General features: G+C 42.6%; 29 protein-coding genes. 21 read left to right on the plus strand and 8 right to left on the minus strand.

The window, feature by feature from the left end; genetic code table 11:
• Nucleotides 1–31: 31 nt before the first annotated feature.
• The 5 genes from IGI72_RS08715 (at nt 32) to IGI72_RS08735 (ending at nt 5,246) form a co-directional block, all read left to right on the plus strand.
• Nucleotides 32–961, plus strand: a complete 930-nt coding sequence (locus tag IGI72_RS08715; RefSeq protein ID WP_015509667.1) for an ABC transporter permease — start codon at nt 32–34, stop codon at nt 959–961.
• A gap of 11 nt (nt 962–972) precedes the next feature.
• The gene (locus tag IGI72_RS08720) at nt 973–1,869 is read left to right on the plus strand and encodes an ABC transporter permease (RefSeq protein ID WP_060791898.1); all 897 of its coding nucleotides are present in this window, start codon (nt 973–975) and stop codon (nt 1,867–1,869) included.
• A 6-nt stretch (nt 1,870–1,875) separates the two neighbouring features.
• Entirely contained in the window at nt 1,876–3,306 is a 1,431-nt protein-coding gene (locus IGI72_RS08725) for an ATP-binding cassette domain-containing protein (RefSeq protein ID WP_428214398.1), read from the plus strand.
• Between the two features lie 102 nt (nt 3,307–3,408).
• Nucleotides 3,409–4,350, plus strand: a complete 942-nt coding sequence (locus tag IGI72_RS08730; protein ID WP_438753858.1) for an ABC transporter ATP-binding protein — start codon at nt 3,409–3,411, stop codon at nt 4,348–4,350.
• Between the two features lie 191 nt (nt 4,351–4,541).
• The gene (locus tag IGI72_RS08735; RefSeq protein ID WP_428214397.1) at nt 4,542–5,246 is read left to right on the plus strand and encodes a flavodoxin; all 705 of its coding nucleotides are present in this window, start codon (nt 4,542–4,544) and stop codon (nt 5,244–5,246) included.
• A gap of 212 nt (nt 5,247–5,458) precedes the next feature.
• Here the strand turns inward: IGI72_RS08735 and IGI72_RS08740 are convergent, their stop codons facing one another.
• Complete coding sequence (locus IGI72_RS08740) at nt 5,459–5,647, minus strand: hypothetical protein (protein ID WP_428214396.1); 189 nt, start codon at nt 5,645–5,647, stop codon at nt 5,459–5,461.
• 289 nt (nt 5,648–5,936) lie between these two features.
• On the opposite strand from IGI72_RS08740, the gene IGI72_RS08745 reads away from it, so the two are divergent.
• The 4 genes from IGI72_RS08745 to IGI72_RS08760 all read left to right on the plus strand — a co-directional run bounded on the left by IGI72_RS08745 (nt 5,937) and on the right by IGI72_RS08760 (nt 8,284).
• Nucleotides 5,937–6,818, plus strand: coding sequence for a LysR family transcriptional regulator (locus IGI72_RS08745; protein WP_005226043.1), 882 nt, complete (start codon nt 5,937–5,939; stop codon nt 6,816–6,818).
• 166 nt (nt 6,819–6,984) lie between these two features.
• Nucleotides 6,985–7,551 carry a flavodoxin gene (locus IGI72_RS08750; RefSeq protein WP_005226044.1) on the plus strand — a complete coding sequence of 189 codons (567 nt, stop codon included), beginning with the start codon at nt 6,985–6,987 and terminating at the stop codon, nt 7,549–7,551.
• Nucleotides 7,520–7,864, plus strand: coding sequence for a carboxymuconolactone decarboxylase family protein (locus IGI72_RS08755; protein WP_005226045.1), 345 nt, complete (start codon nt 7,520–7,522; stop codon nt 7,862–7,864). Before IGI72_RS08750 ends, IGI72_RS08755 begins: the two co-directional genes overlap by 32 nt.
• On the plus strand, nt 7,865–8,284 hold the full coding sequence (locus IGI72_RS08760; RefSeq protein ID WP_086338231.1) for a cupin domain-containing protein: 420 nt from the start codon (nt 7,865–7,867) through the stop codon (nt 8,282–8,284).
• 213 nt (nt 8,285–8,497) lie between these two features.
• On the opposite strand, the gene IGI72_RS08765 is transcribed toward IGI72_RS08760, so the two are convergent.
• On the minus strand, nt 8,498–9,352 hold the full coding sequence (locus IGI72_RS08765) for a LysR family transcriptional regulator (RefSeq protein WP_010748320.1): 855 nt from the start codon (nt 9,350–9,352) through the stop codon (nt 8,498–8,500).
• Nucleotides 9,353–9,469: 117 nt separating this feature from the next.
• Between IGI72_RS08765 and IGI72_RS08770 the strand changes: the two genes are divergently transcribed.
• The 8 genes from IGI72_RS08770 (at nt 9,470) to IGI72_RS08805 (ending at nt 17,826) form a co-directional block, all read left to right on the plus strand.
• The gene (locus IGI72_RS08770) at nt 9,470–10,384 is read left to right on the plus strand and encodes an ACP S-malonyltransferase (protein WP_005226048.1); all 915 of its coding nucleotides are present in this window, start codon (nt 9,470–9,472) and stop codon (nt 10,382–10,384) included.
• Nucleotides 10,385–10,389: 5 nt separating this feature from the next.
• Nucleotides 10,390–12,036, plus strand: coding sequence for a malonate decarboxylase subunit alpha (gene mdcA, locus IGI72_RS08775; RefSeq protein WP_086295359.1), 1,647 nt, complete (start codon nt 10,390–10,392; stop codon nt 12,034–12,036).
• A 25-nt stretch (nt 12,037–12,061) separates the two neighbouring features.
• The gene (locus IGI72_RS08780; protein WP_005226050.1) at nt 12,062–12,361 is read left to right on the plus strand and encodes a malonate decarboxylase subunit delta; all 300 of its coding nucleotides are present in this window, start codon (nt 12,062–12,064) and stop codon (nt 12,359–12,361) included.
• On the plus strand, nt 12,351–14,033 hold the full coding sequence (mdcD, locus tag IGI72_RS08785) for a biotin-independent malonate decarboxylase subunit beta (protein WP_428215396.1): 1,683 nt from the start codon (nt 12,351–12,353) through the stop codon (nt 14,031–14,033). Before IGI72_RS08780 ends, mdcD begins: the two co-directional genes overlap by 11 nt.
• Nucleotides 14,034–14,036: 3 nt before the next feature.
• Nucleotides 14,037–14,630, plus strand: coding sequence for a malonate decarboxylase holo-ACP synthase (locus IGI72_RS08790; protein WP_016620112.1), 594 nt, complete (start codon nt 14,037–14,039; stop codon nt 14,628–14,630).
• 24 nt (nt 14,631–14,654) lie between these two features.
• A complete protein-coding gene (locus tag IGI72_RS08795) occupies nt 14,655–15,740 on the plus strand; it encodes an acyltransferase family protein (protein WP_428215395.1) in 1,086 nt (361 codons plus the stop codon).
• Between the two features lie 12 nt (nt 15,741–15,752).
• Nucleotides 15,753–16,610 (plus strand): triphosphoribosyl-dephospho-CoA synthase, encoded by an 858-nt coding sequence (locus IGI72_RS08800; protein WP_005231353.1) that lies wholly within the window; start codon nt 15,753–15,755, stop codon nt 16,608–16,610.
• A gap of 172 nt (nt 16,611–16,782) precedes the next feature.
• The gene (locus IGI72_RS08805) at nt 16,783–17,826 is read left to right on the plus strand and encodes an AI-2E family transporter (RefSeq protein ID WP_428215394.1); all 1,044 of its coding nucleotides are present in this window, start codon (nt 16,783–16,785) and stop codon (nt 17,824–17,826) included.
• Nucleotides 17,827–17,897: 71 nt separating this feature from the next.
• Here the strand turns inward: IGI72_RS08805 and IGI72_RS08810 are convergent, their stop codons facing one another.
• From IGI72_RS08810 to IGI72_RS08825, 4 genes are all read right to left on the minus strand, one after another.
• Nucleotides 17,898–18,374, minus strand: a complete 477-nt coding sequence (locus IGI72_RS08810) for a GNAT family N-acetyltransferase (RefSeq protein ID WP_428215393.1) — start codon at nt 18,372–18,374, stop codon at nt 17,898–17,900.
• A gap of 177 nt (nt 18,375–18,551) precedes the next feature.
• The gene (locus IGI72_RS08815) at nt 18,552–18,776 is read right to left on the minus strand and encodes a hypothetical protein (RefSeq protein ID WP_005226057.1); all 225 of its coding nucleotides are present in this window, start codon (nt 18,774–18,776) and stop codon (nt 18,552–18,554) included.
• A 171-nt stretch (nt 18,777–18,947) separates the two neighbouring features.
• The gene (locus tag IGI72_RS08820) at nt 18,948–19,901 is read right to left on the minus strand and encodes a Gfo/Idh/MocA family protein (protein ID WP_438753864.1); all 954 of its coding nucleotides are present in this window, start codon (nt 19,899–19,901) and stop codon (nt 18,948–18,950) included.
• Nucleotides 19,898–20,791, minus strand: a complete 894-nt coding sequence (locus tag IGI72_RS08825) for a MurR/RpiR family transcriptional regulator (protein WP_438753866.1) — start codon at nt 20,789–20,791, stop codon at nt 19,898–19,900. The genes IGI72_RS08820 and IGI72_RS08825 overlap by 4 nt, the downstream gene beginning before the upstream one ends.
• A 204-nt stretch (nt 20,792–20,995) precedes the next feature.
• On the opposite strand from IGI72_RS08825, the gene IGI72_RS08830 reads away from it, so the two are divergent.
• The 3 genes from IGI72_RS08830 (at nt 20,996) to IGI72_RS08840 (ending at nt 23,535) form a co-directional block, all read left to right on the plus strand.
• Complete coding sequence (locus IGI72_RS08830; protein WP_438753868.1) at nt 20,996–22,021, plus strand: Gfo/Idh/MocA family oxidoreductase; 1,026 nt, start codon at nt 20,996–20,998, stop codon at nt 22,019–22,021.
• Nucleotides 22,022–22,135: 114 nt separating this feature from the next.
• The gene (locus IGI72_RS08835; protein ID WP_080542651.1) at nt 22,136–22,534 is read left to right on the plus strand and encodes a heme-binding protein; all 399 of its coding nucleotides are present in this window, start codon (nt 22,136–22,138) and stop codon (nt 22,532–22,534) included.
• 23 nt (nt 22,535–22,557) lie between these two features.
• Nucleotides 22,558–23,535 (plus strand): Gfo/Idh/MocA family protein, encoded by a 978-nt coding sequence (locus IGI72_RS08840; protein ID WP_438753870.1) that lies wholly within the window; start codon nt 22,558–22,560, stop codon nt 23,533–23,535.
• A gap of 62 nt (nt 23,536–23,597) precedes the next feature.
• Here the strand turns inward: IGI72_RS08840 and IGI72_RS08845 are convergent, their stop codons facing one another.
• Entirely contained in the window at nt 23,598–23,786 is a 189-nt protein-coding gene (locus IGI72_RS08845) for a hypothetical protein (RefSeq protein ID WP_005226063.1), read from the minus strand.
• A gap of 183 nt (nt 23,787–23,969) precedes the next feature.
• Between IGI72_RS08845 and IGI72_RS08850 the strand changes: the two genes are divergently transcribed.
• Nucleotides 23,970–25,295, plus strand: coding sequence for a dihydrolipoyl dehydrogenase family protein (locus IGI72_RS08850; RefSeq protein WP_438753872.1), 1,326 nt, complete (start codon nt 23,970–23,972; stop codon nt 25,293–25,295).
• A gap of 242 nt (nt 25,296–25,537) precedes the next feature.
• Here the strand turns inward: IGI72_RS08850 and IGI72_RS08855 are convergent, their stop codons facing one another.
• Nucleotides 25,538–25,705 carry a hypothetical protein gene (locus tag IGI72_RS08855; RefSeq protein ID WP_005235914.1) on the minus strand — a complete coding sequence of 56 codons (168 nt, stop codon included), beginning with the start codon at nt 25,703–25,705 and terminating at the stop codon, nt 25,538–25,540.
• Nucleotides 25,706–25,782: the final 77 nt, after the last annotated feature.

Below are 25,782 nucleotides of genomic sequence, written 5' to 3' on the forward strand. Positions count from 1 at the left end.
CAATGGCTCTTTATTTTGAGGAGATGAATAGATGTTCCAATATATTGTAAAACGAATTCTGTGGTTGTTTCCTATCCTGCTAGGCGTCTCTTTTATTGTATTTACGATTATGTATCTATCACCCGGAGACCCTGTAACGATGGTGTTGGGGGAAGGAGCGACTCCTGAACAATATGAGGCCATGCGTGTGCAAATGGGGCTTGACCGTAGTTTTATCGAACAATTTTTTCATTATATAAAAAATGTTGTTGTCGAATTTGATCTTGGGAGATCGTATGTTTCTGGCCGGGTGGTCATGGATGAAATCCTAGTCCGTTTGCCCAACACAATCAAATTATCAGTATGGAGTGTGTTATTTGCCTCGCTGATTGGTATTCCACTGGGAGTGATCTCTGCTTCGAGACCTTATTCCAAGGTTGATAATTTCGTGATGTTTCTTTCACTAGTTGGGGTTTCTATGCCAACCTTTTGGCAGGCACTCCTTTTAATTATTCTTTTTACTTCTACCCTGGGCTGGTTGCCAGCATCTGGTTTTGATACTTGGCAGCAAATGATCATGCCAGTATTTGCATTGGCTTCCTCATCAATTGGCACGATCGCCCGGATCACAAGGTCGAGTATGATGGACGTTTTAGACCAAGATTATATTCGTACGGCAAAAGCCAAAGGAGTAAATGGTTCAAAGGTGACGTTCCATCATGCCTTAAGAAATGCCTTGATTCCCGTAGTGACAGTCATTGGTTTGCAGTTTGGAGCTTTATTAGGTGGGGCTGTATTGACCGAGACTGTTTTTAGTATCAATGGGATCGGGACATTGATGGTGAATGCGATCCGTACAAGAGACACAATGATCGTCCAAGGCGGCGTTTTATTTATTGCATTTATTTTTACGATGGTTAATCTATGTGTCGATATTCTCTATGCATATATCGATCCGCGAATTAAAACCTCATATGATTAAGGGAGGAACTCATGTTTTCTAGAAAAAAGGCCATAGCGAAAACGCAAGCACTTGCAGGCGTACCAGAAGGATCGAAACAAGAGATTTGGCTTTCCTTAAAAGCAAATCGCCGAGCAATGTTTGGGTTACTATTTATCACGTTACTGACGATTACTGCGATTTTTGCAGACTTTATAGCTCCCTATGGTATGAGGGAGCAAAATCTAGCCAATGCATTGCAATTTCCAAGTCGTTCTCATTGGTTTGGGACAGATGACTTGGGACGTGACGTATTGTCTCGTTTGATTTACGGCACGAGAATATCGCTGACTGTAGGCGTTTGTGCGGTGTTACTGGCACTCTTTTTTGGTGGCATCTTAGGTGTCTTATCCGGTTATTTCAGAGGGTGGATCGATACGCTGATTATGCGTTTTTGTGACATTTTACTATCCATCCCTTCCATTTTGTTGGCAATCGCCATCGTGGCTTCTTTGGGATCCAGTCTGCCGAACATGATCTTGGCGATCGGGTTGGCGAATATCCCCATTTTTGCTCGTATTATTCGGGCAAGTGTGATGGCGGTCAAAGAGAAGCAATTTATTGAAGCTGGAAAAGCGCTGGGCGCAAATAATGGATTGCTGATTTTTAAACACATCTTGCCAAATATCCTTTCACCAGTCATTGTGCATTCATCAATGGGCGTTGCCACAGCAATTTTATCTGCTGTTGGCTTAGGATTTATTGGCTTAGGTATGGAGGCTTCCGTTGCGGAATGGGGAACGATGTTAAATTTTGGACGAGGCTATATCCGAACACATCCCTACCTGACGATTTATCCAGGGATCGCGATCATGTTGACCATTTTATCCTTCAATTTGATCGGTGACGGAATCCGAGATGCCATCGATCCGAAGATGAGAGAGAGGTAAGCAGTTATGGACACGATCATGCGCGTCAAGAATCTACAAAAGTATTTTCCTGTGAAGAAGAAAAACTTTTTTGGGGTGGGAAAAGACTATGTGAAAGCAAATAAAGATCTTACGATCGATATATATGAAGGAGAAACATTAGGCATCGTCGGTGAAAGTGGCTGTGGAAAATCGACCTTTGGACGCACGATTATTCAGCTCCAACGACAAACCGGAGGCTCGACCCTTTACTATGGAGAGACGATCGAAGATTTCATGCCTCGTTACGTAAAAAAAGTCTATCAACAACTGCCACAACAGATGAAACAGTTTACTGATTCTGTCAATGAGCTCCAGTCGATCGAATCAAAACTCGCTACCGATTCAGCTGCTGATGTAGAAGTAACAACGGAACGGTTGCGTCTAAAGAAAATCGCTTTTGAAAATGAATATGGCAATACCCTACGATTAGTCGGAGGCTTGATTTTGCATGATGATCTACAAAAGGTCAGTAAGCTTCTTTCGTCTCGTTACGAAGCTGCAGCAAAAGTCGCCGCTAGTAAGCGAGCGTTAACATTTAATCAGCAAAAACAAGCAATGAATGGGGCAGTGGATCAATCAGAGCTCATAAATTTGGAAAAAACGATCGCTGAACAACAAAATGACTTAGCAGCTATTGATAAGCAAGTCGCACAACTAAAAAAAGATGTCATGAACAAAAAAGAATTTTCATACTATGAAGAGCAGCTTGATTCTGGCATCGATCTAGCTGCTTTGACTCAAAAGGAATCAAGAGTTTTACGAAAAGACCTGCAAATTATCTTTCAGGACCCTTACTCCTCACTAGATCCACGGTTAACAGTGGGTGATATTATTGGAGAAGGTTTGTTGATACACAAATTTTTTGCTAGTAAAAAGGACCCATACTATGAAACCTATATTCTTGATATCATGGAAAAATGCGGGTTAAAGAAAGAATTTATTCATCGCTATCCGCATCAATTTTCTGGCGGACAACGACAACGAATCGGGATTGCTCGTGCCTTAGCTTTAAAGCCCAAATTCATTGTTTGCGATGAAGCTGTTTCAGCGTTAGATGTTTCGATTCAGTCACAGATCATCAATTTGCTTCATGATTTGCGGGAAGAACTCAATTTGACTTACTTGTTTATCACCCATGATCTTGGAGTCGTAAAATTTATTTCTGATCGGATCGGTGTGATGTATTTTGGGCATCTTGTAGAATTAGCTTCAGCTGAGACGATTTTTTCTAACCCGATCCATCCGTACACACGGCAATTATTAAATGCCATTCCAACGCTAGACGAAGAGTATCGCCCATGGGCTCTTGATGAAACCCATCCTGATTTGGCATTCAACTATTCAAAAGAAACGGATGCTGATCCAGATTGGGTAGAAGTCGAGCCGAATCATTTTGTGAAGTGTACGCGAAAATAGTTTTTTTAGAACATAGAAATTGAAACATGGTTGATGAGTCAATCAATCGAACCATAAGCATGATACGATTGATTTAATGGGAAAAATCAAAAGGAGGTCCAGATGGATTTACTAGAAGTTGATAATCTGCATACGTATTTTGATACGAAACGGGGCACTGTCAAAGCTGTCAAAGGCGTTACTTTTTCATTAAAAAGAGGGAAAACATTAGGAATCGTTGGAGAAAGTGGGAGTGGCAAAAGTCAAACAGCCATGTCGATCCTTCAACTTTTTCAGCGAAATCAGTATATAGCGGAAGGCCAGATCCGTTTTGATGGAAAAAATATCCTCGAATTAAGCAAAAAAGAGCTTTTAAAAATTCGTGGAAATGATATTTCAATGATCTTTCAAGAGCCTATGACAAGTTTGAATCCAGTATTTCCAATCAAAGCACAACTGACAGAAGCCTTGAAACTTCATCAGCACGTCGACAATAAGACGGCGACTTTACGGGCATATGAGCTGTTAGAAGCTGTCAAGATCACAGATCCTAAACGAGTAGCCAAGCAATATCCTCATCAGTTATCTGGAGGAATGAGTCAGCGGGTAATGATCGCAATGGCATTAGCCTGCAATCCGAAGCTATTGATTGCCGATGAACCGACTACCGCACTCGATGTGATCATCCAAGCAGAAATCCTTAAGTTAATGAATGAGTTAAAAGACAAGCTGGATACAAGTATTTTATTTATTACCCATGATTTGGGTGTCATTAGTAAAATGGCCGATGATGTGATCGTGATGCATGGGGGAAAAATCGTCGAGAGTGCCCCAATCAATGAGATATTTAAAAATGCTTACCATCCGTACACAAGGCGCTTACTTGCTGCATTTTTAAGAACCGACATTCGAAACAAGAAAACAGCGCCTGATGACTTTTACAGTAAGGAAAACAATGTCTTTGATTTCACCACATTTAAAACAGAAGAAACAGCGGACCCGGATTGGGTTCAGGTAGGAACAAATCATTTTGTCGCTGCTAATTTGAGAAAAATCGATAACTAAATGAAAAAGTCGTAAAACAAAGCTTTGTTTACGGCTTTTTTCAGTATGCTGGGAAGGAAATTTTTTTGTGAGGAAGTTGTGAGAAAGATGTAAAAAATAGAGGAAGGTTTGCTCAAGAGCCTTGCCTTAAAGTCCACTTCAAGAATTATACTGGAACTACCATTTTGATGGGAAAAGAAAGGAGCAATTCAATGAACAAATGGACAAAAGGACTTTTTCTGACAATGCTTTTTCTAGCAGGATGCAGCAGTGATTCAATGAATGACGAGCCAGACATTGGTACAACAGAAACAAGTACTAGTGACACCATTACGCAACAAATGAGAGAAACAGGGATTGATGGGGATGCCGATATTTTGATCGCCTACTTCACAAGACCAGAAAATTTAGAGCATGAACCAGCAGTCGAAGCAGTTTCTGGAAGTAGTTTTAATGTAATCGATGACACCTTAGTAGGAGATGTCCAGGTGATAGCAGAAATGATTGCTGAACAGACCGGCGGTGCGTTGTTCTCGATTCAAACAGAAGTAGGTTACCCTAACGTTTACGATGAACATACAGCTTTTGCGACTAGAGAGGTGGAAGAAGATGCCCGACCAACGTTGATGACTGACGTTGCCGAAATGACTGAAGTGGATGTTCTCTTTATCGGCTTTCCCGTTTGGTGGAACCGTGCCCCAAGAGCCGTTTTAACATTTCTTGAAACCTATGATCTTACGGATAAACAAATCATTCCTTTTGCAACCCATGGGGGAAGTGGACTGACCAATAGTCAAAACGAACTTCAAACGTTGTATCCAGCGTATGACTTTCTTGAAGGCTTTGCAGCAAGAGCGGGAAGTGTTGAAGAGGCTGAACCGAATCTGTTGAATTGGCTCGATGAACTAGGATATTAGCAAAATTCAAGTTTAGTAGCCGTTTCTCAATTGGCTACATGTTCATGATGTACCACAAACCGAAATAATCATAATATAATTATGGTAAACTAATGCAGTTGATTTATGAATCATTTGGGGATGCGCTGATGGATTAGAAGCAAAAGCTCCTACTTATTCCCGAGAATAGTCAGTTTTTCCGATTTATTCGTTCTAGGTTGACTACAATTCTGTTATTTCGGATAAGAAAGGTAGATCATGACCAAAGAGACGATGGAAAGAATCACACCAATAACCGACAATGGCAATACAGGACCATTCCACGGACGTTTGTTCAGCAACGCACGCACTCTAAAGATGAATCCTCCAAGTCCGAGTAAAGCGATCGCTACACAAAATAAAAGAATTGATAAATTTAACATCATATTCCTCCAAATCATTGTATGAGGACTCATACCAAGATACTCATACATCCTACGCCAAAAGCCGTAAAAAGCAAGCAGCTGACAAAACTGTTCGTTTAAGCGAACAGTTTTTACATGTTGTTGACGAATCTTTTTACAATTCTGCAATTTCCTACGCTTTTTTAGCTAGATTCGCTGGAACAGTGATTCTTTGTTATCATAAGACTTGAAAAGGAGACTAGAGAGGGAGGTTCTCTTTTGTTTCGAACACCTTGAATGCAAAAGAAAAAAATGAGGAGGAGATTTTGTGGAAATTCGGTTATTAAAATATTTCTACACGATTGCGGAGGAAGGGACGATTTCTCAAGCTGCAGAAGTGCTCCACATCACACAACCGACATTGAGTCGACAATTAAAAGAATTAGAAGACGAGTTAGGGACGGCACTATTCACTCGTGATAATCGTAAAATGGTTTTAACGGAAGCGGGGCGTTTTTTTAAAAGCCGTGCGGAAGAGATTTTGAGTTTGACAGACCAGACAATGCAAGCGTTTGAAGATCGTAAAAAACATTTATTTAGCGGTCACTTCACGATTGGTTGTGTGGAAGCAGATAATTCCGATACGCTTTCCTTGATGTTGGAAGAATTTATCAATGATTATCCGGATGTTCGCTTTCATATTCATAGTGGTACCGGAGATGATATCAGCGATCGTCTAGAGAAAGGCTTGTTGGATCTAGCGATCTTGATCGAACCGATTGAAATCGAGAAGTATGAAAAAATCGTTCTTCCACGAAAAGAAACATGGGGCTTTTTGACTTCGGCTGATTCTTTTCTTGCGCATAAAGAAGAAATTACACCCGAAGACATCAAAGGTGTGCCTTTATTGATCTCCAAGCGTCCAGAAGTACAGCAAATGTTCAGCCAATGGTCGAAGACACCAGTGGAAGAGTTGCCGATCGTGGGTACCTACAATTTAATATTCAATGTCTTTTCCTTAGTAGAAAACCATGTTGGTTCGGCACTGACTGTTAGTGGCGCTGTTGGTCAGCGAAGGAATGAGGCAATCAAGTTTCTGCCTTTAGTACCACAAATCGAGACCAGCTGTGTATTGGTTTGGAAAAAGAATCGTGTACTGTCGCCGGTCGTTATCGAGTTTATTCGACGATTTCGCGATTCCTTTCAATAATCTCAGTGTAAACATCAAAAGAAGCGGTGATATCCTCTTCTTTTTTGTATATCGAAACCAGCTATGCTTTGTAAGCATAAGGTCTTGTGTGAAAAAGCATTAGCCAATCCAACTCGATTGGCTTACCATTAAATCTATCAGGAAACAAAGAGTAGGAGGTGACACAATGGCGGCAATACTTGTTTGTTCACGAGCTGGTGAAAATCTGATTGAGGGACAGCTCAAAAAACTGGGCATAGGAAATACGCAGATTCTAGCAGAGAAGCTGTCAGAGCAGCTGCAATGCCCCCTTTATACTCTTGACCCTGTGGAACCTTATCCTGAAAGTTATCGGGCGATGGTCGAACATGCAAAAAAAGAAAAAGCTGCTAATGATTTTCCCCGCTATCAAACAGTACCGTCTGCGTTTTTTAAAGAACGGATACTATTTGTTGGATTTCCCAACTGGTGGGGGACCTATCCGATGATCGTGGCGAGTTTTTTAAAAGACCATCATTTCGATGGGAAGATTATTTTTCCCTTTTGTACTCATGAAGGCTCAGGATTCGGCAATAGCCTAGAAGACTTTAAAAAAACTTGTCCTGAAGCCCTCATTTATCCTGGATTAGCCATCCGTGGGTCACGAGTGAATAAGGCGGATACTGCCATTCAAAATTGGGTGAGCCAGCATTTTATCACAATAGAAGAAGGAGTCGATCGATATGGTAAAGAAACAAACTGCAGGAAGAGATAATCTAGGGACATTTGCGCCGAAATTTGCGCAATTAAATGATGATGTGTTATTTGGTGAAGTTTGGTCACGTGAGGAAGAATTGGCTCCTCATACAAGAAGTTTATTAACGATATCTGCCTTGATTTCGGGTGGCAATTTTGAACAATTGACTGCCCATCTGACGATTGGCAAGGAAAACGGGATCACTGTAGAGGAAATTGCAGAAGTAATCACTCATCTGGCTTTCTATGTTGGCTGGCCCAAAGCTTGGTCTGCTTTTAACATCGCCAAAACGGTTTATCAAGAAGAGCTAGCTGAATTGGAGGAAAAATAAATGTCAGAACTCGATGCAGCAAAAGAAGCTGGAATCTTTTCATTAGGGAACACAAATGACGCCTATGCACAATATTTTAGCGGTCAGAGTTACTTGAATCCTTTAGTAGCTGATCCAGCGATTCCAGTCAACGTTGGCAATGTGACTTTTGAACCAGGTTGCCGCAACAATTGGCATCGGCATATTGATGGTGGGTATCAATTGTTGTTGGTGACTTCAGGAGAAGGCTGGTACCAAGAAGCAGGCAAGAAACCGCAAAAACTTACTGTTGGTGATGTCGTAGTCATCAAGGAAGGGGTCAAACATTGGCATGGTGCATCAAAAAATAGTTGGTTTGCCCATGTCGCGATTACTGCTGGTGCTTCAGAATGGTTAGAAGCAGTTAGTGATGAAGAATACGATCAATTGCCTGATGCATAAGCGATGATAAGGCAGCCGTACTGGAAGGCATGTAACAAATCTTATGGGGTCTCACCTGACTGGGGCAGCCAATAGTGTGGCGAGTCAAAAGAGATCGAAGTGATCAATGTGAATGAATGTACGGTCGAGCCGATGATTCAACCTTTGTAAATAGGAGAGAAAAAAGAAGCGTCCACTTGCACAGCTAACGTGCGAATGGACGCTTCTTTTTGTTTAGCCAAGATAAAATTCAATCAACGTTTTTGCAATTAGTTTTGTCATGGGATGACCTTTAGTAAAGCTTGATGCTAAATAGATCGTCCTTGATAAGGGGAAATCTGCTAGTTCACGTAAAACGAAAGGTGCCTCATCTTCATAGCCCCAAGTAATTTTAGGAAAGAACGTGATTCCTAGTCCTTGATTGATGAGGGAGCGCAACGTCGCCGGATCGTCCGTCGTTGAACCGATAGCCAAACTGATTTTTTTTGCTTCAAAAGCTTCGTCGATGGTTCTACGCAGCGGGCTGTTTTCAACCAGCATCAGCAAAGGCACGTGTTGGATATCGGCAACTTGCAAGTCTTTTTTTTCTGCCAAGGGATGCTTTTTGGGGATCGCCAGTAAGATGGGTTCCGTGAATATTGGCAGATTGGTCAAGCCGTTCTTTGGCTCAGAGGTAATGTAGAATGCTTGTTCTTTGTTGGTCTCCTTACTGCCGTGCTGCTTGATCGAAAGTTGGATCTCAGGGTGCTTTTCAACGAATGTCGCCACCAAGTTGGGCAAGGAAACAGAAGCGACTTCAGAGTAAATCGTCACTGCAGGGACCATTTCTCCATTTAAGGCTTGGATCGCACTCATTCCTTCGTCGAAACGTGCTAACGTCTCAACGACATAGGGATAAAATTCTTCAGCATACATCGTCAACTCGATATGCCGACCGGCATGATAGAACAAAGGAACGCCTAGTTCACTTTCTAGGTGTTTCATGGCACGGCTCAAGGCAGGTTGTGAGATGTATAATTCTTGTGCAGATTGGGTAATATTTTTCGATTCGGCTACTTTTTTAAAGTAGCGTAAATGATCAAGGTTCATCAGATACTCCTCTTTCCATACCTTTTGGTTATGGATATTCACGAAACTGGTATTTTTTATTATAACAAACTTCCGTTATTATGACACAGGAAAGAGAAATTGTTTAGGAGGTGTTTCATGAGTACAGGTTTCTTATACCCAGGACAAGGCAGTCAGACCAGCAAGATGCTTGAGGACGTGCCTGCCAGTTATTTCCATCGGCTAGAACAGGCGACAGGCTTTGATTTACACCCTGTATCGGGGGATCTCAAACAAGATACCGTCTCTATTCAGTTGGCGCTTTTAGTAAAAGCGGCTTTTTACACGGACCAGATGAAAGCATCTGGTGTGCAACCTCAGCTTGTGGCGGGGCATTCGATTGGCGCTTTTTCCGCTGCGTTAGCTTGTGAAAGCTTGAGTTTCGAAAATGCCGCTAGCTTGGTCTATCATCGGGCGACATTGATGAAAGAAGCCTATCCGACTGATTATGCCATGGGGGTACTGGTTGGTGTAACGAGAAGTGAAGCAGAAGCGCTCGTGGCAAAAACATTTGATCCTGCTGCTCCCGTCTATTTATCAAATGAAAATTGCCCCATGCAGCATACGATCTCTGGTCATATCAAAGGCTTGCGCAAGACGCTAGCTCAAGCGAAAGATTATCATGCGCAAACCGCCAAACTTTTAGCAGTGCCTGTCCCGTCCCATTGTGTGTTGATGGCAGAACCCGTGAAACGGTTTGCGCCATTTATGAACACGGTATTCCTTGATGTGCCTATCTGTCCCTACCTCAAAAATACGGATGGTCGGATGACCATGAACCCTGAAGAGATCCGTCGAGATTTGCTGCAAAATATTGCTTATCCGGTGCAGTGGAACAAGATCATGGATGTTGCCTACGAAGCAGGACTTGATTTGGCTCTTGAATTTCCTCCTGGCAATACCCTAACAAAACTGATCCAAGCAAAATTTGGTGAAAACAATGCGATCCGTGTGATCAATTTGGATCAACATGGCTTGGATGATGCTTTATTCCTATATCAAAAATGGAGATGAATAGAATGGAAAAACCTGCAAGAAACTGGGCAAGTAAACGTGAAAAGAAGGCCCAAACCATGAAAAAAATCGAGCATCTTCTCGATGGAAAATATGTCCCAACGGAAGCGATCATTGAAGTCTTAGAACAGTTGATCCGTCCGGGAGACAAAGTGGTCCTTGAAGGCGACAATCAAAAACAAGCAAGCTTCCTATCAAAAAGCTTAGAACAAGTCGATGCTCAAAAAGTCAATAATTTGCATATGATCATGTCGAGTATCTCCCGTCCAGAACATTTGACGATATTTGAAAAAGGCATTGCAGCGAAAATCGATTTTTCTTATGCAGGCGCACAAAGTACGCGCGTTGCCCAAATGATTGAAGACAAAACTATGAAATTAGGGGACATTCATACGTATTTGGAATTATATGGTCGCTTATTTATCGACTTGATTCCGAATGTGGTCCTTGTGGCGGCGGACAAAGCCGATCGCCAAGGAAATCTTTATACAGGTTACAATACGGAAGAAACGCCAACGATCGTCGAAGCAGCAGCCTTTAAAGATGGGATTGTGATCGTCCAAGTTAATGAAGTGGTCGATCGTTTGCCGCGGGTCGACATTCCCAGCGATTGGATCGATGTCGTCGTGGTAGCAGACCAACCGTATCAATTAGAAGCCCTCTTTACGAGAGATCCACAGAACATTACGGAATTACAAATTTTGATGGCGATGATGGCATTAAAAGGAATCTATGCAGAACATGAAGTACAATCGTTGAATCATGGGATCGGTTTTAATACCGCTGCGATCGAGTTACTTTTACCAACCTATGGAGAAACGCTTGGAATCAAAGGAAAAGTAGCGAAAAACTGGGTCTTGAATCCTCATCCAACGATGATTCCAGCTATCGAATCTGGTTGGGTCGAAAGCATCCACAGTTTTGGTGGGGAAGTTGGTATGGAAAAATATATTGCCGCTCGACCCGATGTATTCTTTGTCGGAAAAGACGGCACGATGCGCAGCAATCGAGCATTATCACAAACTGCAGGTCAATATGCCATCGATATGTTTATCGGTTCGACCTTACAACTAGATTATCATGGAAATTCTTCTACAGTGACGAAAGGCCGCTTATCTGGGTTTGGTGGTGCACCAAATATGGGGCATAATCCGGGGGGCCGTCGGCATTCGACTCCAGCTTGGCAATCCTTGCGGGATGAAACAGATCCTTTAGCAAAAGGACAAAAATTAGTCGTTCAAATGGTTGAAACGTATGGGTCCAATAAAAAACCTGTTTTTGTAGAAACGTTAGATGCGTTGGCTGTCCAAAAGCAAGCTGGTTTAGCCAATGCCCCAATTATGATCTATAGCGAAGATACGACGCATATCGTGACAGAAGAAGGCATCGCTTATCTTTATAAAGCAAACTCAAAAGAGGAAAAACAAGCAGCCATCGCAGCCATCGGCGGTGTAACTCCACTAGGAATGACCAGCACAAAAGCTTCTCTGGATGCCTTGCGCAAAGCGGGGATCGTGAAATTACCAGAAGACTTAGGGATCAAACGCAGTGATGCCAAACGATCATTGCTAGCAGCTCAAACCGTTGATGATTTGATCGAATGGTCCGATGGGTTGTACGAACCGCCAATGAAATTCAGAACGTGGTCTTAATAAGAGCAAGAGGAGAGAAGAAGAGATGGAAAAATTAGCTTATACGTATCAAACAACGAAACCAGTCACCAAAAAAGTCCATGTTGGCGTGGTGGGTTCTGGTGACTTGGAAATTCTGCTTTTTCCAACAGACAAACAAGAAACCACCGTTTCAGTTTGTACAGGAAGTGACGGCTTTGGCGATGTGTGGCAAAATGTCTTGACGCGTTTTTTTGAGCGCTATCCAATCAGTGCACAAATAGTGATCAACGACTTTGGCGCCACTCCCGGTGTGGTTTACCTACGATTAACCCAAGCAATGGAGGAACTAGCAGATGAAGAATAGTTTTGTAGAATTAAATGCTCGAGAACGGGTGCACGCCTTATTGGATGCCAAGAGCGGTCGTGAATTGATCGATCCATTCGACCAAATGATCGCACCCAATCTGGTGGCTCAAGACATCGTGCCACAAAGCGATGATGGGATCGTTGTGTGTCGTGGAACGATTTCTGGAGAAAACGTGGTCGTGATCGCTATGGAAGGAAAATTCCAAGGTGGCGGTATCGGTGAAGTTTCTGGTGCTAAAATCATCGCTGCATTGACGCATGTGTTGGAAGAAAACCAAAAGGGCAATCCGATCACACCGATCATCATCCTTGATACTGGTGGGGTACGCCTCCAAGAAGCGAATTACGGCTTATTGTCGATCGCAGAAATCGGCAATTTGATCGTTGCAATAAAATCGTATGTGCCAGTGATTGGCTTAGTGCCAGGTCGGGTGGGTTCTTTTGGCGGTATGTCGATTACCTCAGCACTTATGAGCTACTTGATAGCGACGAAGAAAGCCCGTATCGGTTTGAACGGTCCTGAAGTCATCGAACAAGAAGCTGGCGTGAGAGAATTTGATTCCAGTGATAAAGATTTGATTTGGAATACCATTGGCGCCAAACAACGTTTGGAAGCACAAATGATCGATGAACTAGTGGCTGACAGTGTCGAATCGATCCAAGAAGCTGTGATTGCGGCGATGGTTGAAAAGAAAGACAGTCATCGCAGCGAAAAAAGTGGTTTTTATCTTTCTCTTTTAAACGAACTTGATCTATCAAAGCCGCTGACTATCGAGGCATACAATAAGGCTCTTGCAACGCATAAAGCAACTGAAGTGGCACCTATTACTGTAACAGAAGGCCAAGAAGCTGCTGCTGACAGTATCGGTTATCATTGGTTTTCAGCATTGACGAATCTGCAGTTCCCAACCTCAACTAGTGCAACAGTCTATGCAGCTGCATCTGACCTTTTTACTGAAGAAGTCGTTGTTACAGCGATCGTGCCAAACCCAAATAATCCGATGTATCGGGTACGCAATGGAGAAGTTGGTTTAGTCGAAGGGTACGAGATGGGCCATCTGTTAGAAACTGTTTATCACGAAGACAAAGAGAAAGCAATCAAACGGCCAATCGTTGCGGTCATCGATGTCCCTAGCCAAGCGTATGGCTATAATGAAGAATTGATTGGTATTCATGCAGCTTTAGCAAATAGTGCGGCAGCTTATGCCAAACTACGCCAAGCGGGTCATCCAGTGATCGGTTTTATCGCTGGTAATGCGATCTCTGGGGCTTTCTTAGCGCATGGCTTGCAATCAAGTCGTCTGATCGCATTAAATAGTGAAAAGATCACTGTTCAAGCAATGTCAAAAGAAAGTGCAAGTCGAGTCACCAAACGGTCGATTGCAGCGATTGAAGCCGCGGCGGAAAAAGTACCAAGTATTGCTTATGATATCAAAAATTATACGAAACTTGGGGCAATCTTCACTTTCTTATCCTCCATTACGGATCAGTCTGTCACCTCTGAAAGCAAAGCGACTGTAATTGAAGCGATCAATGAGGCGATTGATGATGTGCGTAAAACGAATGACACGATGTTGACCAGTCGCTACACCAATCCGATCGCTAAAAAGAGCGGCCGGCTGGAAACGAATAACGTATTTGAAAAAATGAATGCAGAATGGAATGAGTAACGAATGAACCGTGCCCACGATATCGTTCAATTAGATAAAGAAGTTCTTGATATGATTGATATTCCCAAATGGTTTTCTGAAAAAGAACAGCTTTTTGCGACCGTCCGTCGTGGGAAACCCCGTAACCCCAGCTATTTACCAGTGGGGTTGCGCGGGGAAAAGCGGCAAGAACGGTTTGCCTTTGAGGCACCCTGCAACATGATCAAACGAACGATCCATCCTTGGGAATTGATCACTCGTGAGAGCTTTCGATTCAATGAAGTAGCCAATTATCCAGTTTACCGCAGCTATCAACAAGCACGGCTTTTATTGAAGCACTATTCTTGGGGAATCGGTGGCAGCTTGGGTTTTGAATTGGCTGCAAAACAGGCAGCAATCAAGCCGACCAGTGATTTAGATCTGTTGCTTTATGCCGACACGAAAGAAAAGCTGCCACTGGAACTATTGGAAAAGCAGGCAGCCTTTTTTCAACAGATCGATGTTCAAGTTATCACAAAACAAGGCGGGTTTGCCTTAAAGGAGTATTTGGAACATCCATCAAAAAAAATCTTAGTAAAAACAGACGAAGGGCCAAAACTCACCACTGAGATTTGGTAATTATTAGAAAAGTGAGCGAAAAACATGTTTGAGAACAACGATTTAAAAATCAACATCAGTGATTTCCAAAAAGTATTTGCCGTGACAGCAGTAATGATGCAAACGATTTTGACTTTTGCCTTATCCAATACCCAAGATGAAAAGACTGCAGCATTCATCGGTACCTTTTATGTCTTGGTGAAATTTACCGCACCCCTGTTTATTTTTGCTATTGTTTATAACATGGTTAAGACTAGTCAACATCTGTCTTATCTAGAATTTTTGAAAGAAAAGTTTTTTGAACTTGTCGTGCCATATGTGCTTTGGACGACGGCTTATTTATGGCTGTTTCCCGCTGTCCAACAAGGAAAACCTTATACTGACACAGCAACGTTTTTACTGAAATATGCGACGGGGGATGCGGCGCCACACTTATGGTATACGATCATGATGCTGCAGATCCAATTGTTGATGCCGTTTTTTGTCTGGTTAGGCTACAAAGTGTTGACGAAGAAAAAAGCTGTTTGGCCAGTATTGATCGTCGCAACTGCTTTGTATGTCGTTTGGTATGTGTTTTATGATCGCCAAGTTTTTGAAGGACCGCATCATGAAAGCTGGTATTTATTGGATCGGTTTGTCTTTAGCTTTGTGATCTACGGGATCTATGGCGAGGCCGCTTTGATTTATCACGAAACCGTCTATCGCTTCCTATACAAGATTCGCTACGCTTTCTTGCCAGTGGGCTTAGCATTAGGGCTATTATCTGCCAATCATCTGCTACATTATGCAGGTGATCTAAGTTTCGCTCATGCACCGTATTTAAATACATTGCAAAGCTTATATAGCTTAGTATTGATTTTTGCAGTCTTTATGTTTGGATCAACCATGATCAAAAACAATGCCCCACAGTTAGGGACGTTTAAGTGGCTGTCTACTTATGCGTATCGAACCTATCTTGCCAATGTTTTTGTCTTTCAAGTCTTGTTGCTAGGCTTCAAAGATTTGTTGCTGCAACTGCCAATGGGCATCATGATCATCGTCGCTTATTTGGCAACTGCCAGCTGTGGTTTTTTAACAAGCTATGTTTTGCATGTTTTATGGGTAACGATCAAAGGTCAAATCAAAAACTAGAGGAGGAGTTGGATGTTTGCATTAGCTGTAGAAGAAAATTGTCGACGACTCGCCCAATTGGTAGAAGAAGCCTTGATTGCAGAAGTGACATTGTCCCCAAAACCTGGGTTAGTGGATGCCATTGATTCAGGTGCCCATCACGATATGGATCAAGCACTCTTTCTACGATCAGCTCGAGCATTGACGCCATACTTTGAAGAAATGGCCTTGGTGTCTTGGGGAAGCAGCATGTCTCAAGAGTTGCGGGAAGCAATCGCTGCAATCGGTCGGAAGGCAGAACAGGCGATGTTGGCAGCCACTGGTGGCATCAACACTCATAAAGGAGCCATCTGGGCATTAGGCTTGCTCATCAGCGCCGTCAGTAGCCAACTTAGTCGCAAACAGCGGATTTTTTTACCAGAAGTCTTTTCTGACATCCAGCTTCTCACTGCATTTCCTGATCGCGCGCTGATTCAACAAACAGAAAGTCATGGCAAAACGGTTCAAGCCAAATATGGACATCTCGGTGCGTATGGGGAAGCTGCTGCTGGGTTCCCTCATGTTCAAATCGCTCTAGCAGATTATTTTTCTCGGGATTGTTCCAATGAGACCAAAAAAAGGCTCCACATGCTGTTGGCGATCATCGCTACGCTGGACGATACGTGTATTTTATACCGCAGCAATCAAGAGGTACTGGCACTGGTTCAGCAACTCGCACAAAAAGCCAATCAGCAAGCGTTGCCGAACCCAGCATTTCATGCACTAGCAGCCTTCTGCCAGTCAGAAAATGTGTCTCCAGGCGGCAGTGCTGATCTGTTGGCTGCCAGCTTCTTTTTATTGTCCATCAACTCGGTTTTACCCGTAAACGAAGGAAAGACCGTTTACCAATAACTCTTTTCCTTAGAAGAAAGGCAACGATTCTTCTAAGGATTTTTTGTTTCATTTTTTCGCTCGATTAAGAAAAATAAAATCTCTTGCTATTTGCATAGTTTAATGATTAGATAATTCTTAGGCACTACTGAAATGCTTCGTTGCTCCATTGCAACGAATAAAGGAGTTACAGATGAAATACTATAATGCTTTTCTTCAAAATCTTGTGTTGCGGCGCTGGACTGTCCTGTTTATGCTTGCGGGCATTCTTTTTTTGTTTCGCAGTCTGATGACCATTCTTTTGCTGACCTTTATCTTTACGTATCTGATTTATCGGCTGGTTCTTTTGCTCCATCGAAAAAGCCATCTGCCCATCAAGCTTACGAGCATCCTGACTTACAGCTTGATTGTTTTTATTCTTTATTTAGTAGCAACAAATTATGTACCCATCATCATCAAACAATCCGTCCAATTAGTCAATTCCGTTGCTGATTTCTACCAACGGACAGACTCCAAAAATGAATTGATCGAATATGTCTTGAATTTATTGCAGACCAGCGAATACATCCAGAAATTACAAAGCGGCGTTCTAGTCGTGATCAATTATCTGTATAATTTCGGTGAGTTGGCGTTGACTGTGCTGATCTCCTTTCTGCTTAGCTTCTTCTTTATGATCGATAACAAAAAGACCGTTGCGTTTTCTCGGCTGTTTTTGCAAGGGCGAGGGGCGTGGTTCTTTGAAGATGTTTACTATTTAGGAGCTAAGTTTACGCGGGCTTTCGGAAATGTGATCGAGACGCAGTTGGTGATCGCCTTAGTCAATACAGCGATCACTGTTTTCGCCTTAGCGGTGATGGGCTTTCCGCAGCTGTTGAGTTTGGCGTTGATGATTTTCTTTCTCAGCTTGATTCCTGTAGCTGGTGTGATCATCTCGTGTATTCCATTGACGTTTATTGCCTATTCTATCGGCGGATTTAATGACGTGATCTACATTTTATTAATCATAGTGTTTGTTCATGCGTTGGAATCCTATATCTTAAATCCCCGCTTGATGGCTAATAAAACAGAGATCCCGATGTTTTACACGTTTATTCTCCTGTATCTTAGCGAACATCTCTTTGGCTTGTGGGGCTTGATCATCGGGATCCCATTGTTCACTTTCTTTTTAGATTTAATGAATGTGAAAGAGATTCCGCGATTGCGTAAAAAAACCGATGACACCTTGCAGGACCAATAAAAATGATTGCTGTAAAGGATGGCAATTGATAGAAAAAACCATCTCTGCCGATGAAAGGCGAGATGGCTTTTTTATTTCGCAGCAATTTTTTTCGTAAAGGAGACAAAGCAGATTGCTGAAGAGGGGCTTTGAAACCTGCCTGTTGGGGAATACCCTAACGAGTGATAAAAGTGAACCAGTTTGGGTTCTTGCAGGATCGTATTCAAACGAATCGTATCTGTTTGTACGTTCCTTTCAATCAAGATCATTGCTTGTCTACCAATCCCGCGGTTCTCGTAGGAGGGAAGAAGGGCGATGGAAGATAGCTTCGTCGTATGTTCCTGCTCAACCGTCAGTTTTAGGAAGCCTACGGTTTTCTGAGCGGTCATGATTAAATAATAAGTGGTATTCGACGCAGAAAACTTTGCGTTTAGCTTCTCGAAACTTTGTAAATAGGGAGAAGTTTCTTTGTCTTGATAACGGAGAAAGAGGGATTTGAAGGCCGCTTTTTGTATCAAGTAGATTGAAAGCAGATCGGAAAGCTTCGCTTCTTTAAGCTGAATGAGCATGCACACCTCCATAAAAAATCAGACATCATTTATTGAAAGACATTGATTCGGCTTAGCAGATCCTGATGGAAAAGCCATCGATTAGCAGTCTTTCATTGGCTCGTTTCTGTTTTGATCCTTCCCTCAACCACAGGTTCACCAACGAAGAGATCCGCAGGGGTTCGTGCCGTCGTTGTTTTATTGAAAAAGATCATTTATCGATGTCACTAAGTCGTCATAGGTTTGACCGGTAGCGATTGCATAAACGGAAAGCAAAAAGACGAGTGCTGCTGCCAACACGTAAAAAATACGGAGGCGATAGCCGTCACCTGTCCGACGATTTTTTACAAAAGTAAAAACCGTCACAGCTAGATAAGCGAAGGTCAATAAACAAATAAGATACGTTATAATTTCTGGAGTCATAAGCGTTTTCCTTTCTTTTTTTATTTGTATAAAAATATACTCAATAAATATAATATAACCATTTCGCTACCGTCAAAGAAAGCGCTCAATTTTTGATACAAAAAACTGACCGAGTGGTAGCCACTGGTCAGTTCTATTCAAAAACGATGGGGCATGATCTTAATTGTCTTTTTATTCCGCATCTAGCAAGCTTCTTAGTTCATCTGCTAAAGCGATACAGGCAATACTATCCGTTAAGGACATCAGGGGATTCTCGAGTTGTCCTTGTGCAAGAGCGGTATGAACTGCTTGAATCTCCGAATGGAAATCATCGATCTCGTACCCAATATCATAGACCGTGTCTTCTTGGTCAATCGTCACGGTAAAAGAAGCGGGGCGATGGAAGTTGGGGATCGTGATTTTCCCTTTTGTTCCTTGTAATTCCGCCACCGTCTCTTTTGTTTGGTCAAATCCAGTCTCAATCACTGCAACAAAGTCTTCACTGACAAAGCGTGCTTCAACGTAAGTATCAACCCCAGTTTCATACAGGCTGTAATCGATCAATTCGGCAGTTAAATTTTCTGGTGAAAAATCTTGGATAAAGGCTAAGTTATAGATCCCCATATCCAGTAAAGCACCCCCTTGTTTTGGCAGATAATGGTAAGAACTGCCTTCGACTGGTAAATGGCGGCGAAAAGTAGTGGTGACACTTGTTAGCTCACCGATATGACCACCATCCACAAGTTCTTTTAGTTTGCGATACGCTGGGGTGAAGCGTGGCTTCATGGCTTCCATAAAGAAGACTTCGTGTGCTTGAGCTTGTTTTTGTACATCGCGCATTTCTTGTGCAGTCAAGGTTGCTGGTTTTTCACATAAAACAGCTTTTTTCGCTTGAAAGGCTTTGATGATCCATTCATAATGATACAAATGTGGCAAAGCAATATAAACGACATCGATAGTTGGATCATCTAATAGGTTTTGGTAGTCATCAAAGACGGCATCACACGGAAATTTTGCTTGAAACGCTTGCGCTTTTTCCATCGTACGACAAGCAACCCCATAAAGCTGGGCGTCTTGAAAATTTTCTAAACTTGCAGCAAAGCGATTGGCGATATTTCCGGCACCAATAATTCCCCAATTGATCATTTCATTTCCCTCTTTTCTTCAGTTGACGGGTATTCTGAGAGAATCCCTGATTCCAAAACAGTTTGTTTTTTTCTTAACTCGACTATATTTTTTTGGTATTCTTTGACATACAGCAATGCAAACAGTGAATCTAAAATATACTCAAAGGCGACCTGTGAAGAAAAGGTGCCGACTTTGAGAAAATCACGTTCATCATGAGAAGCGATGATCGCATGGGTCGCTAATGGGATGATTTTCGCATAGGCGTTGCCAGAGATCACGATCACTGGTACGCCGACTTCACGAAAGTGCTGCATGATTTTTTCGTATTGCGTATTTTTCCCCCGATAGGTAATAAACACGGCACAATCATTTTGCGTGACGTTCGATGCATTCCACGCATCATCCCCATATTCATCAGCTAGAATCAGATACTTATTGATTTTGACCAACTTATTTTGAAAACTTCTTGCCCGGATCTGAGAATCGCCGCGAGCAAATAAGAAAATCCGTTGCGCAGCTTCCAACGATTGCACGACTGCTTCCATCGTTTCTGGGGCAACCTGAGCATGGGTTTTGTGGATCGAGTTGATCGTTAGATCGGCCATTTTTTTCAAAATGTCAGGTGTTTGATCCTTAGGCGAAAAGGGAAAATTCGCGTCAACAAAGGTTGGGTTGAACATCTGATTATGGGCAATTTCAGCCAGACCTAAGCGAAAACTTTTAAATCCTTCATACCCCATCTTTTTGGCTAGACGAATGACGGAAGAGTGGGATGTGTATGTATGCTTAGCGATGACTTCAATCGTCAACGAAGGCACATCATTGATATTTTGCAAAATATAATCGGCAATCCGTTTCTCCGTATTGGTCAATCCTTCTTGAAGCCGTAATTTATCTCCTAATAACATCAAACCACTTCTTTCTAATCATAGCCCAGGACAAAGAAAACCAAAAGCAAAAACTGTACCTTTTTGGCAATTTGGTAAAAATGTTCAGAACCACTCAGCAGTTTGCGAAAAAGTCTGGTCAAAAGAACCTGTTTTTGGCAAAAGGCTTCTCATTTCGAAGGATATCAGCAATAATCAAGCTATCAATTCATAGGAGGCGTCACAATGTTAACTATCGCATATCTCGGAAACGGAAAAAGCACCAATCGCTACCATCTGCCTTTTTCAACCAAGCTGCAGGATAAGATCAAAGTAAAGACGATCTATTCACCAAGCGGAAAGCTGACCTGGCCAACACTAGAAGGTGTTCATTACACCTCTGACTTAGAGGATATCTACCGTGATCCTGAAATTCAATTAGTTGTGGTCACGACCCCCAGTCATTTGCATTATGAATTAGGCAAGGATGTCTTGCTCCATGGGAAAAATGTCTTGATCGAAAAACCTTTTACGGAAACTTCGGCACAAGCAAAGGAATTGTTCGCACTGGCGCAGGAGAAAGGCTTGTTTGTGCAATGCTATCAAAATCGCCGCTTTGATTCCGATTTTTTGACCACGCAAAAAGTGATCGAAAGCGGCGTGCTCGGAGATCTCTTAGAAGTAGAGATGCATTATGATTATTTTCGTCCAGAGATTCCACGGTCAGTGACCGAATTTTCATTGAATACTAGCTACTTGTACGGACACGCTTGTCATACACTGGACCAAGTGATCTCCTATTTTGGGCAACCAGACGATGTCCATTATGAGGTTCGGCAATTGCTTGGAAAAAATCGCATGAATGATTACTTCGATTTGGATCTGTTTTATGGTCGAATGAAAGTCTCAGTCAAATCTAGTTACTTCCGATTAAAAGAGCGGCCTAGTTTTGTCGTTTATGGCGAAAACGGCGTTTTTGTGAAACAAACCAAGGATCGACAAGAAGAGCATCTAAAACAGTTTTATCTCCCAGATCATGCCGATTTTGGGATCGATTTGCCAGAGCACTATGGCACACTAACTTATATGGATGCTAACGGGAACTACCATGAAGAAAAAGTCAACTCTGAAATTGGTGATTATAGCCGTGTGTATGAGGGCGTCTATGAAACGATCATCCATGGCAAAGAGAAAATCGTGAAAGACGAAGAAACGATTTTACAAATCGAAATGCTAGAAACAGGCATCAATCAAGTGATTACTGAGTCATAAGGCAGGGTGATTATGGGGCTTTTGACAAGCAAAGCGCCTGAAGGCATCAACTGACTCAACGTAAAGGAGTAGATCCGAATCGAACCTTCAGAAATCCTGCAAGAAGAACAGCAGCTGCAGTTTGCTCATTTTGACAATGACCTCGCATTGCGGTTGGTTATTGCCATTGATCAGTACGTTAAAAGGAACTACCCGAAGCCGGTAGGGATCAAAGTTGTTCATCAGGGCTTGCCGATCATTCGATTTTTAATGGCAGGGCGAAAAGAGAGCCCTTGGCTTGAAAGAAAAGAACGAACGGTACTAGAAAGCGGGCATAGTTCACTGTACGTCTATGCGCAAAAAGATAGAGATATACAATTTGCTAAATGGGCACAAGACGAACATTATGCAATTTGTGGTGGTGGTTTTCCAATTATCGAAGACAGAAAAGTCACGGGTGCTATCTGTGTGTCTGGTTTGGCTCATTTAGAGGATCATAAAGTGATCACCGAAGTATTGAAACAAATGATTTAAGAAGATAGAAAAGGGGAAGCAAGATGAACTTAGCGATTTTAGGGGCAGGCATGATCGTCCATGATTTTTTAACGGTGGCAGGGGATGTCCCACAACTTGAACTGTCCGCTATTTTTGGGACAGAAAATGATTTAGAAAAAATGAATCACTTAAAACAGCAATACAAGATTCAAACCGTCTACACAGAGTTAGGGGCATGTTTGGCGGATCCATCCGTTGACACCGTGTATGTCGCACTGCCCAATCATTTGCATTATTCCTTTGCCAAAGAAGCAATCCTCGCTGGCAAACACGTCATTTGTGAAAAGCCATTTACGTTGCAGACACGAGAATTAGTAGAATTAGCAGAATTGGCTGCTGCCCACAAGGTGCTTTTGATCGAAGCCATCACAAATCAGTACTTAGCCAACTATCAAGGAATAAAAGCGCAGCTTGAAACATTGGGAGAGCTGAAAGTGATTGAATGCAACTATTCGCAGTATTCTTCTCGTTATGATTTATTCAAAGAGGGAACCGTTTTACCTGCATTTAACCCGAAAATGGGTGGTGGGGCATTGATGGATATCAATATCTATAATATTCATTTTGTCGTCGGGCTTTTAGGAAAACCAAAAAGTGTCCGCTATTTTGCTAATGTCGAACAGGGGATCGATACTTCTGGCATGCTGTTTTTAGACTATGAACAAACAAAAGTCGTTTGTATCGGCGCCAAAGATTCGACAGCGACGATTCGTTCAACGATCCAAGGGACGAAAGGATCGATCATCGTCAATGGGCCGACGAATATGCTTGCCAGTTATGACGTTGAACCGGTTCATGGGGCAAAAAGCCATCAGGATCGCAGCGTTCACGGACATCGTATGTTTGAAGAATTTGTCCGCTTTGCACAAGCCATTCACGAAAATGATCACGCCTTTGTCAAGGAACGCCTTGCCCATAGCAAGCTGGTGACGGAAGTCGTGGAAAAAGCATTGGCAGATGCCCAGATCGTATTAGGATAATCGCATCAATGAGGAAAGACACCAGCTTCTTAGAAAAGTTGCTGGTGTCTTTGTCTGTTGTCTTATTTTTTCTTCTTTAAACTCAATAAGGTTAGTGGGATACCCAAGGTGAGGTAGCCGACAATCGTCATCAAACAGACCACCAGCCAAAAGTTATCTACTGCTAGAAATGCAATCAGGCCATATGCCACCAGAATCGAGAGAAAATAAAAAAGAAAGAGCTGAAAAAAACGTTTAAAACTCACAGTCATTCATTCTCCTTTGTCGTTAAACTGACAAGAAAAGTATACCACATCAAACGCAACTTCAAGGTCTGATTGTGATCATTCGCAGGAGCCGCAAAAGGCGAATTATTTTGTTGGCTGACCGTGATTCGCTATACTTGAAGGGAAGAGCAAGCGCAGGAATATTTTTTTAGGAGAAGGAGGAGACAGATGAAAAAGGTGGATATACTGATTATCGGAGCGGGTCCAGCTGGAACGGCTGCTGCCTACGGGTTAAAAGCCAAAGGTAAGACAGTCGCGATCGTTGAAGCCGATTTATGGGGTGGCACTTGCCCCAATCGCGGGTGCGATCCGAAAAAACTACTGATGCGAGGCGTGGAAGTCAAAACAGAGGCGAAACGTATGCAAGGCAATGGTGTTCAAGGACAGGTAGCCATTGATTGGCCGGCACTGATGGCGTTTAAGCGCTCGTATACCGATCGGGTGCCAGAGTCAACCAAACAAGGGTTACTAGCAGAAGGGATCACTACTTACTACGGACAAGCCGCTTTTCGTGATGCCCATACGGTCGTCGTGGACGCAGAAGAGATTCAAGCAGAAAAAATAATTATTGCGACAGGACAGCGTCCAGCCGTACTGCCCATCGTCGGCAAGGAGCATTTACAAAGCAGTACTGATTTTCTTTCCTTTGAAAAGATGCCAGCAACGATTGCTTTCATAGGTGCTGGGTATATTACCTTCGAATTGGCGATGATCGCTCAAGCAGCAGGTGCTGAAGTTCATGTGATCCATCATAATGACCAGCCGCTAAAAGGATTTGATGCTGAATTGACCGCAGAAATGGTTCGTTCAATGCAGGACCAAGGCGTTTCGTTCCACTTTAATCAGAACACGCAGCGAATCACGAAAGAACAAAACCACTATACGATCCAGACACAAGCATTGTCTCTCACCGTAGAAGCAGTGATTGGTGCCACGGGACGCAGACCCAATAGCGATCAGCTGCAACTGGAAAAGGCAGGGGTAGAAACGTCAAAACAAGGGATCGTAGTAAATGAGTTTTTGCAGACTAGTCAAAGACACATCTATGCAATTGGGGATGTGCTAGCGAAAAAGCAGCCCAAACTGACGCCTGTTGCCAGCTTTGAAGCCGCCTATCTTGTCGAGCATATAGATGACCAGAAAACACCCATCCGCTATCCGCTGATCCCTACGCTGGTTTTTGGTGCGGAAAAACTAGCAAGAATCGGGATCAGTGAGCAAGAGATTGCCGATAATGCCTCAGAGTATCATAGCGAGGTGATGGATCTTTCTTCTTGGTATACCTATCGACGAATCAATGATCAAGATGCAAAAATCAAATTGGTTTATAACACATCTGATACCATCGTTGCGGTCACGATCGTTTCTGCATTGGCCGATGAGTTGATCAACCACTTCGTTTTTGTGTTGGAGAATCAGCTATCGAAAGAAGCGCTGGCCCAAATGATTTTTGCCTACCCAACACCTGCTAGCGATTTGTCCTATTTTCTATAAATAATCAAACAAGCCTGCACTAGTTTCCGCTAGCACAGGCTCTAAATTATTATGTCCGTATTGACTATAGTCCGTGAACCTTAAATGAACCTTAAAGTTAGGCTGGGTTTCATTTAAGCCATGTCTTTGTTTTCTAGTAACCCTAGGTTTAGGCTTTTTTTGACAGCCGGCGGACAGCAGCAATCAGTAAGATCGCCGACAAGAAGAGCCCGACCAAATAGATGATGAAAATAGAATCTGGCTCATAGTGCCGATAATTGAATATTTTTACCATAAAAAAGAGAAACGGGATCGCTGCAATAAGGGTTGAAACGAAACGTTTCCGCCATTGTATGAAAAACGATCCAATCACTAGAAAAAGACAAAACGGGATCCAAAAGACCAAATGTCCGATAAGTTCGATTTTTCACACCTCCTAGCAAGTAAAATCATCATAACGTTTCTTCCTAAAAAGCAAGCGTGAAGGAAAAAATAATCCCATTAGGCA

Source organism: Enterococcus sp. DIV1059_2, from assembly GCF_051713685.1.
In the GTDB taxonomy this organism is placed as follows: Bacteria; Bacillota; Bacilli; order Lactobacillales; family Enterococcaceae; genus Enterococcus_D; species Enterococcus_D casseliflavus.

Coding starts and splice junctions, on each gene's coding strand:
- IGI72_RS08735 (WP_428214397.1), top strand. CDS start 4,542: ATGAACAAATGGACAAAAGGACTTTTTCTGACAATGCTTTTTCTAGCA.
- IGI72_RS08815 (WP_005226057.1), bottom strand. CDS start 18,776: ATGACTCCAGAAATTATAACGTATCTTATTTGTTTATTGACCTTCGCT.
- IGI72_RS08850 (WP_438753872.1), top strand. CDS start 23,970: ATGAAAAAGGTGGATATACTGATTATCGGAGCGGGTCCAGCTGGAACG.
- mdcA (WP_086295359.1), top strand. CDS start 10,390: ATGGAAAAACCTGCAAGAAACTGGGCAAGTAAACGTGAAAAGAAGGCC.
- IGI72_RS08750 (WP_005226044.1), top strand. CDS start 6,985: ATGGCGGCAATACTTGTTTGTTCACGAGCTGGTGAAAATCTGATTGAG.
- IGI72_RS08720 (WP_060791898.1), top strand. CDS start 973: ATGTTTTCTAGAAAAAAGGCCATAGCGAAAACGCAAGCACTTGCAGGC.
- IGI72_RS08830 (WP_438753868.1), top strand. CDS start 20,996: ATGTTAACTATCGCATATCTCGGAAACGGAAAAAGCACCAATCGCTAC.
- IGI72_RS08760 (WP_086338231.1), top strand. CDS start 7,865: ATGTCAGAACTCGATGCAGCAAAAGAAGCTGGAATCTTTTCATTAGGG.
- IGI72_RS08825 (WP_438753866.1), bottom strand. CDS start 20,791: ATGTTATTAGGAGATAAATTACGGCTTCAAGAAGGATTGACCAATACG.
- IGI72_RS08780 (WP_005226050.1), top strand. CDS start 12,062: ATGGAAAAATTAGCTTATACGTATCAAACAACGAAACCAGTCACCAAA.
- IGI72_RS08840 (WP_438753870.1), top strand. CDS start 22,558: ATGAACTTAGCGATTTTAGGGGCAGGCATGATCGTCCATGATTTTTTA.
- IGI72_RS08820 (WP_438753864.1), bottom strand. CDS start 19,901: ATGATCAATTGGGGAATTATTGGTGCCGGAAATATCGCCAATCGCTTT.
- IGI72_RS08730 (WP_438753858.1), top strand. CDS start 3,409: ATGGATTTACTAGAAGTTGATAATCTGCATACGTATTTTGATACGAAA.
- IGI72_RS08845 (WP_005226063.1), bottom strand. CDS start 23,786: ATGACTGTGAGTTTTAAACGTTTTTTTCAGCTCTTTCTTTTTTATTTT.
- IGI72_RS08800 (WP_005231353.1), top strand. CDS start 15,753: ATGTTTGCATTAGCTGTAGAAGAAAATTGTCGACGACTCGCCCAATTG.
- IGI72_RS08805 (WP_428215394.1), top strand. CDS start 16,783: ATGAAATACTATAATGCTTTTCTTCAAAATCTTGTGTTGCGGCGCTGG.
- IGI72_RS08755 (WP_005226045.1), top strand. CDS start 7,520: ATGGTAAAGAAACAAACTGCAGGAAGAGATAATCTAGGGACATTTGCG.
- IGI72_RS08795 (WP_428215395.1), top strand. CDS start 14,655: ATGTTTGAGAACAACGATTTAAAAATCAACATCAGTGATTTCCAAAAA.
- IGI72_RS08770 (WP_005226048.1), top strand. CDS start 9,470: ATGAGTACAGGTTTCTTATACCCAGGACAAGGCAGTCAGACCAGCAAG.
- IGI72_RS08725 (WP_428214398.1), top strand. CDS start 1,876: ATGGACACGATCATGCGCGTCAAGAATCTACAAAAGTATTTTCCTGTG.
- IGI72_RS08790 (WP_016620112.1), top strand. CDS start 14,037: ATGAACCGTGCCCACGATATCGTTCAATTAGATAAAGAAGTTCTTGAT.
- IGI72_RS08765 (WP_010748320.1), bottom strand. CDS start 9,352: ATGAACCTTGATCATTTACGCTACTTTAAAAAAGTAGCCGAATCGAAA.
- IGI72_RS08715 (WP_015509667.1), top strand. CDS start 32: ATGTTCCAATATATTGTAAAACGAATTCTGTGGTTGTTTCCTATCCTG.
- IGI72_RS08740 (WP_428214396.1), bottom strand. CDS start 5,647: ATGTTAAATTTATCAATTCTTTTATTTTGTGTAGCGATCGCTTTACTC.
- mdcD (WP_428215396.1), top strand. CDS start 12,351: ATGAAGAATAGTTTTGTAGAATTAAATGCTCGAGAACGGGTGCACGCC.
- IGI72_RS08810 (WP_428215393.1), bottom strand. CDS start 18,374: ATGCTCATTCAGCTTAAAGAAGCGAAGCTTTCCGATCTGCTTTCAATC.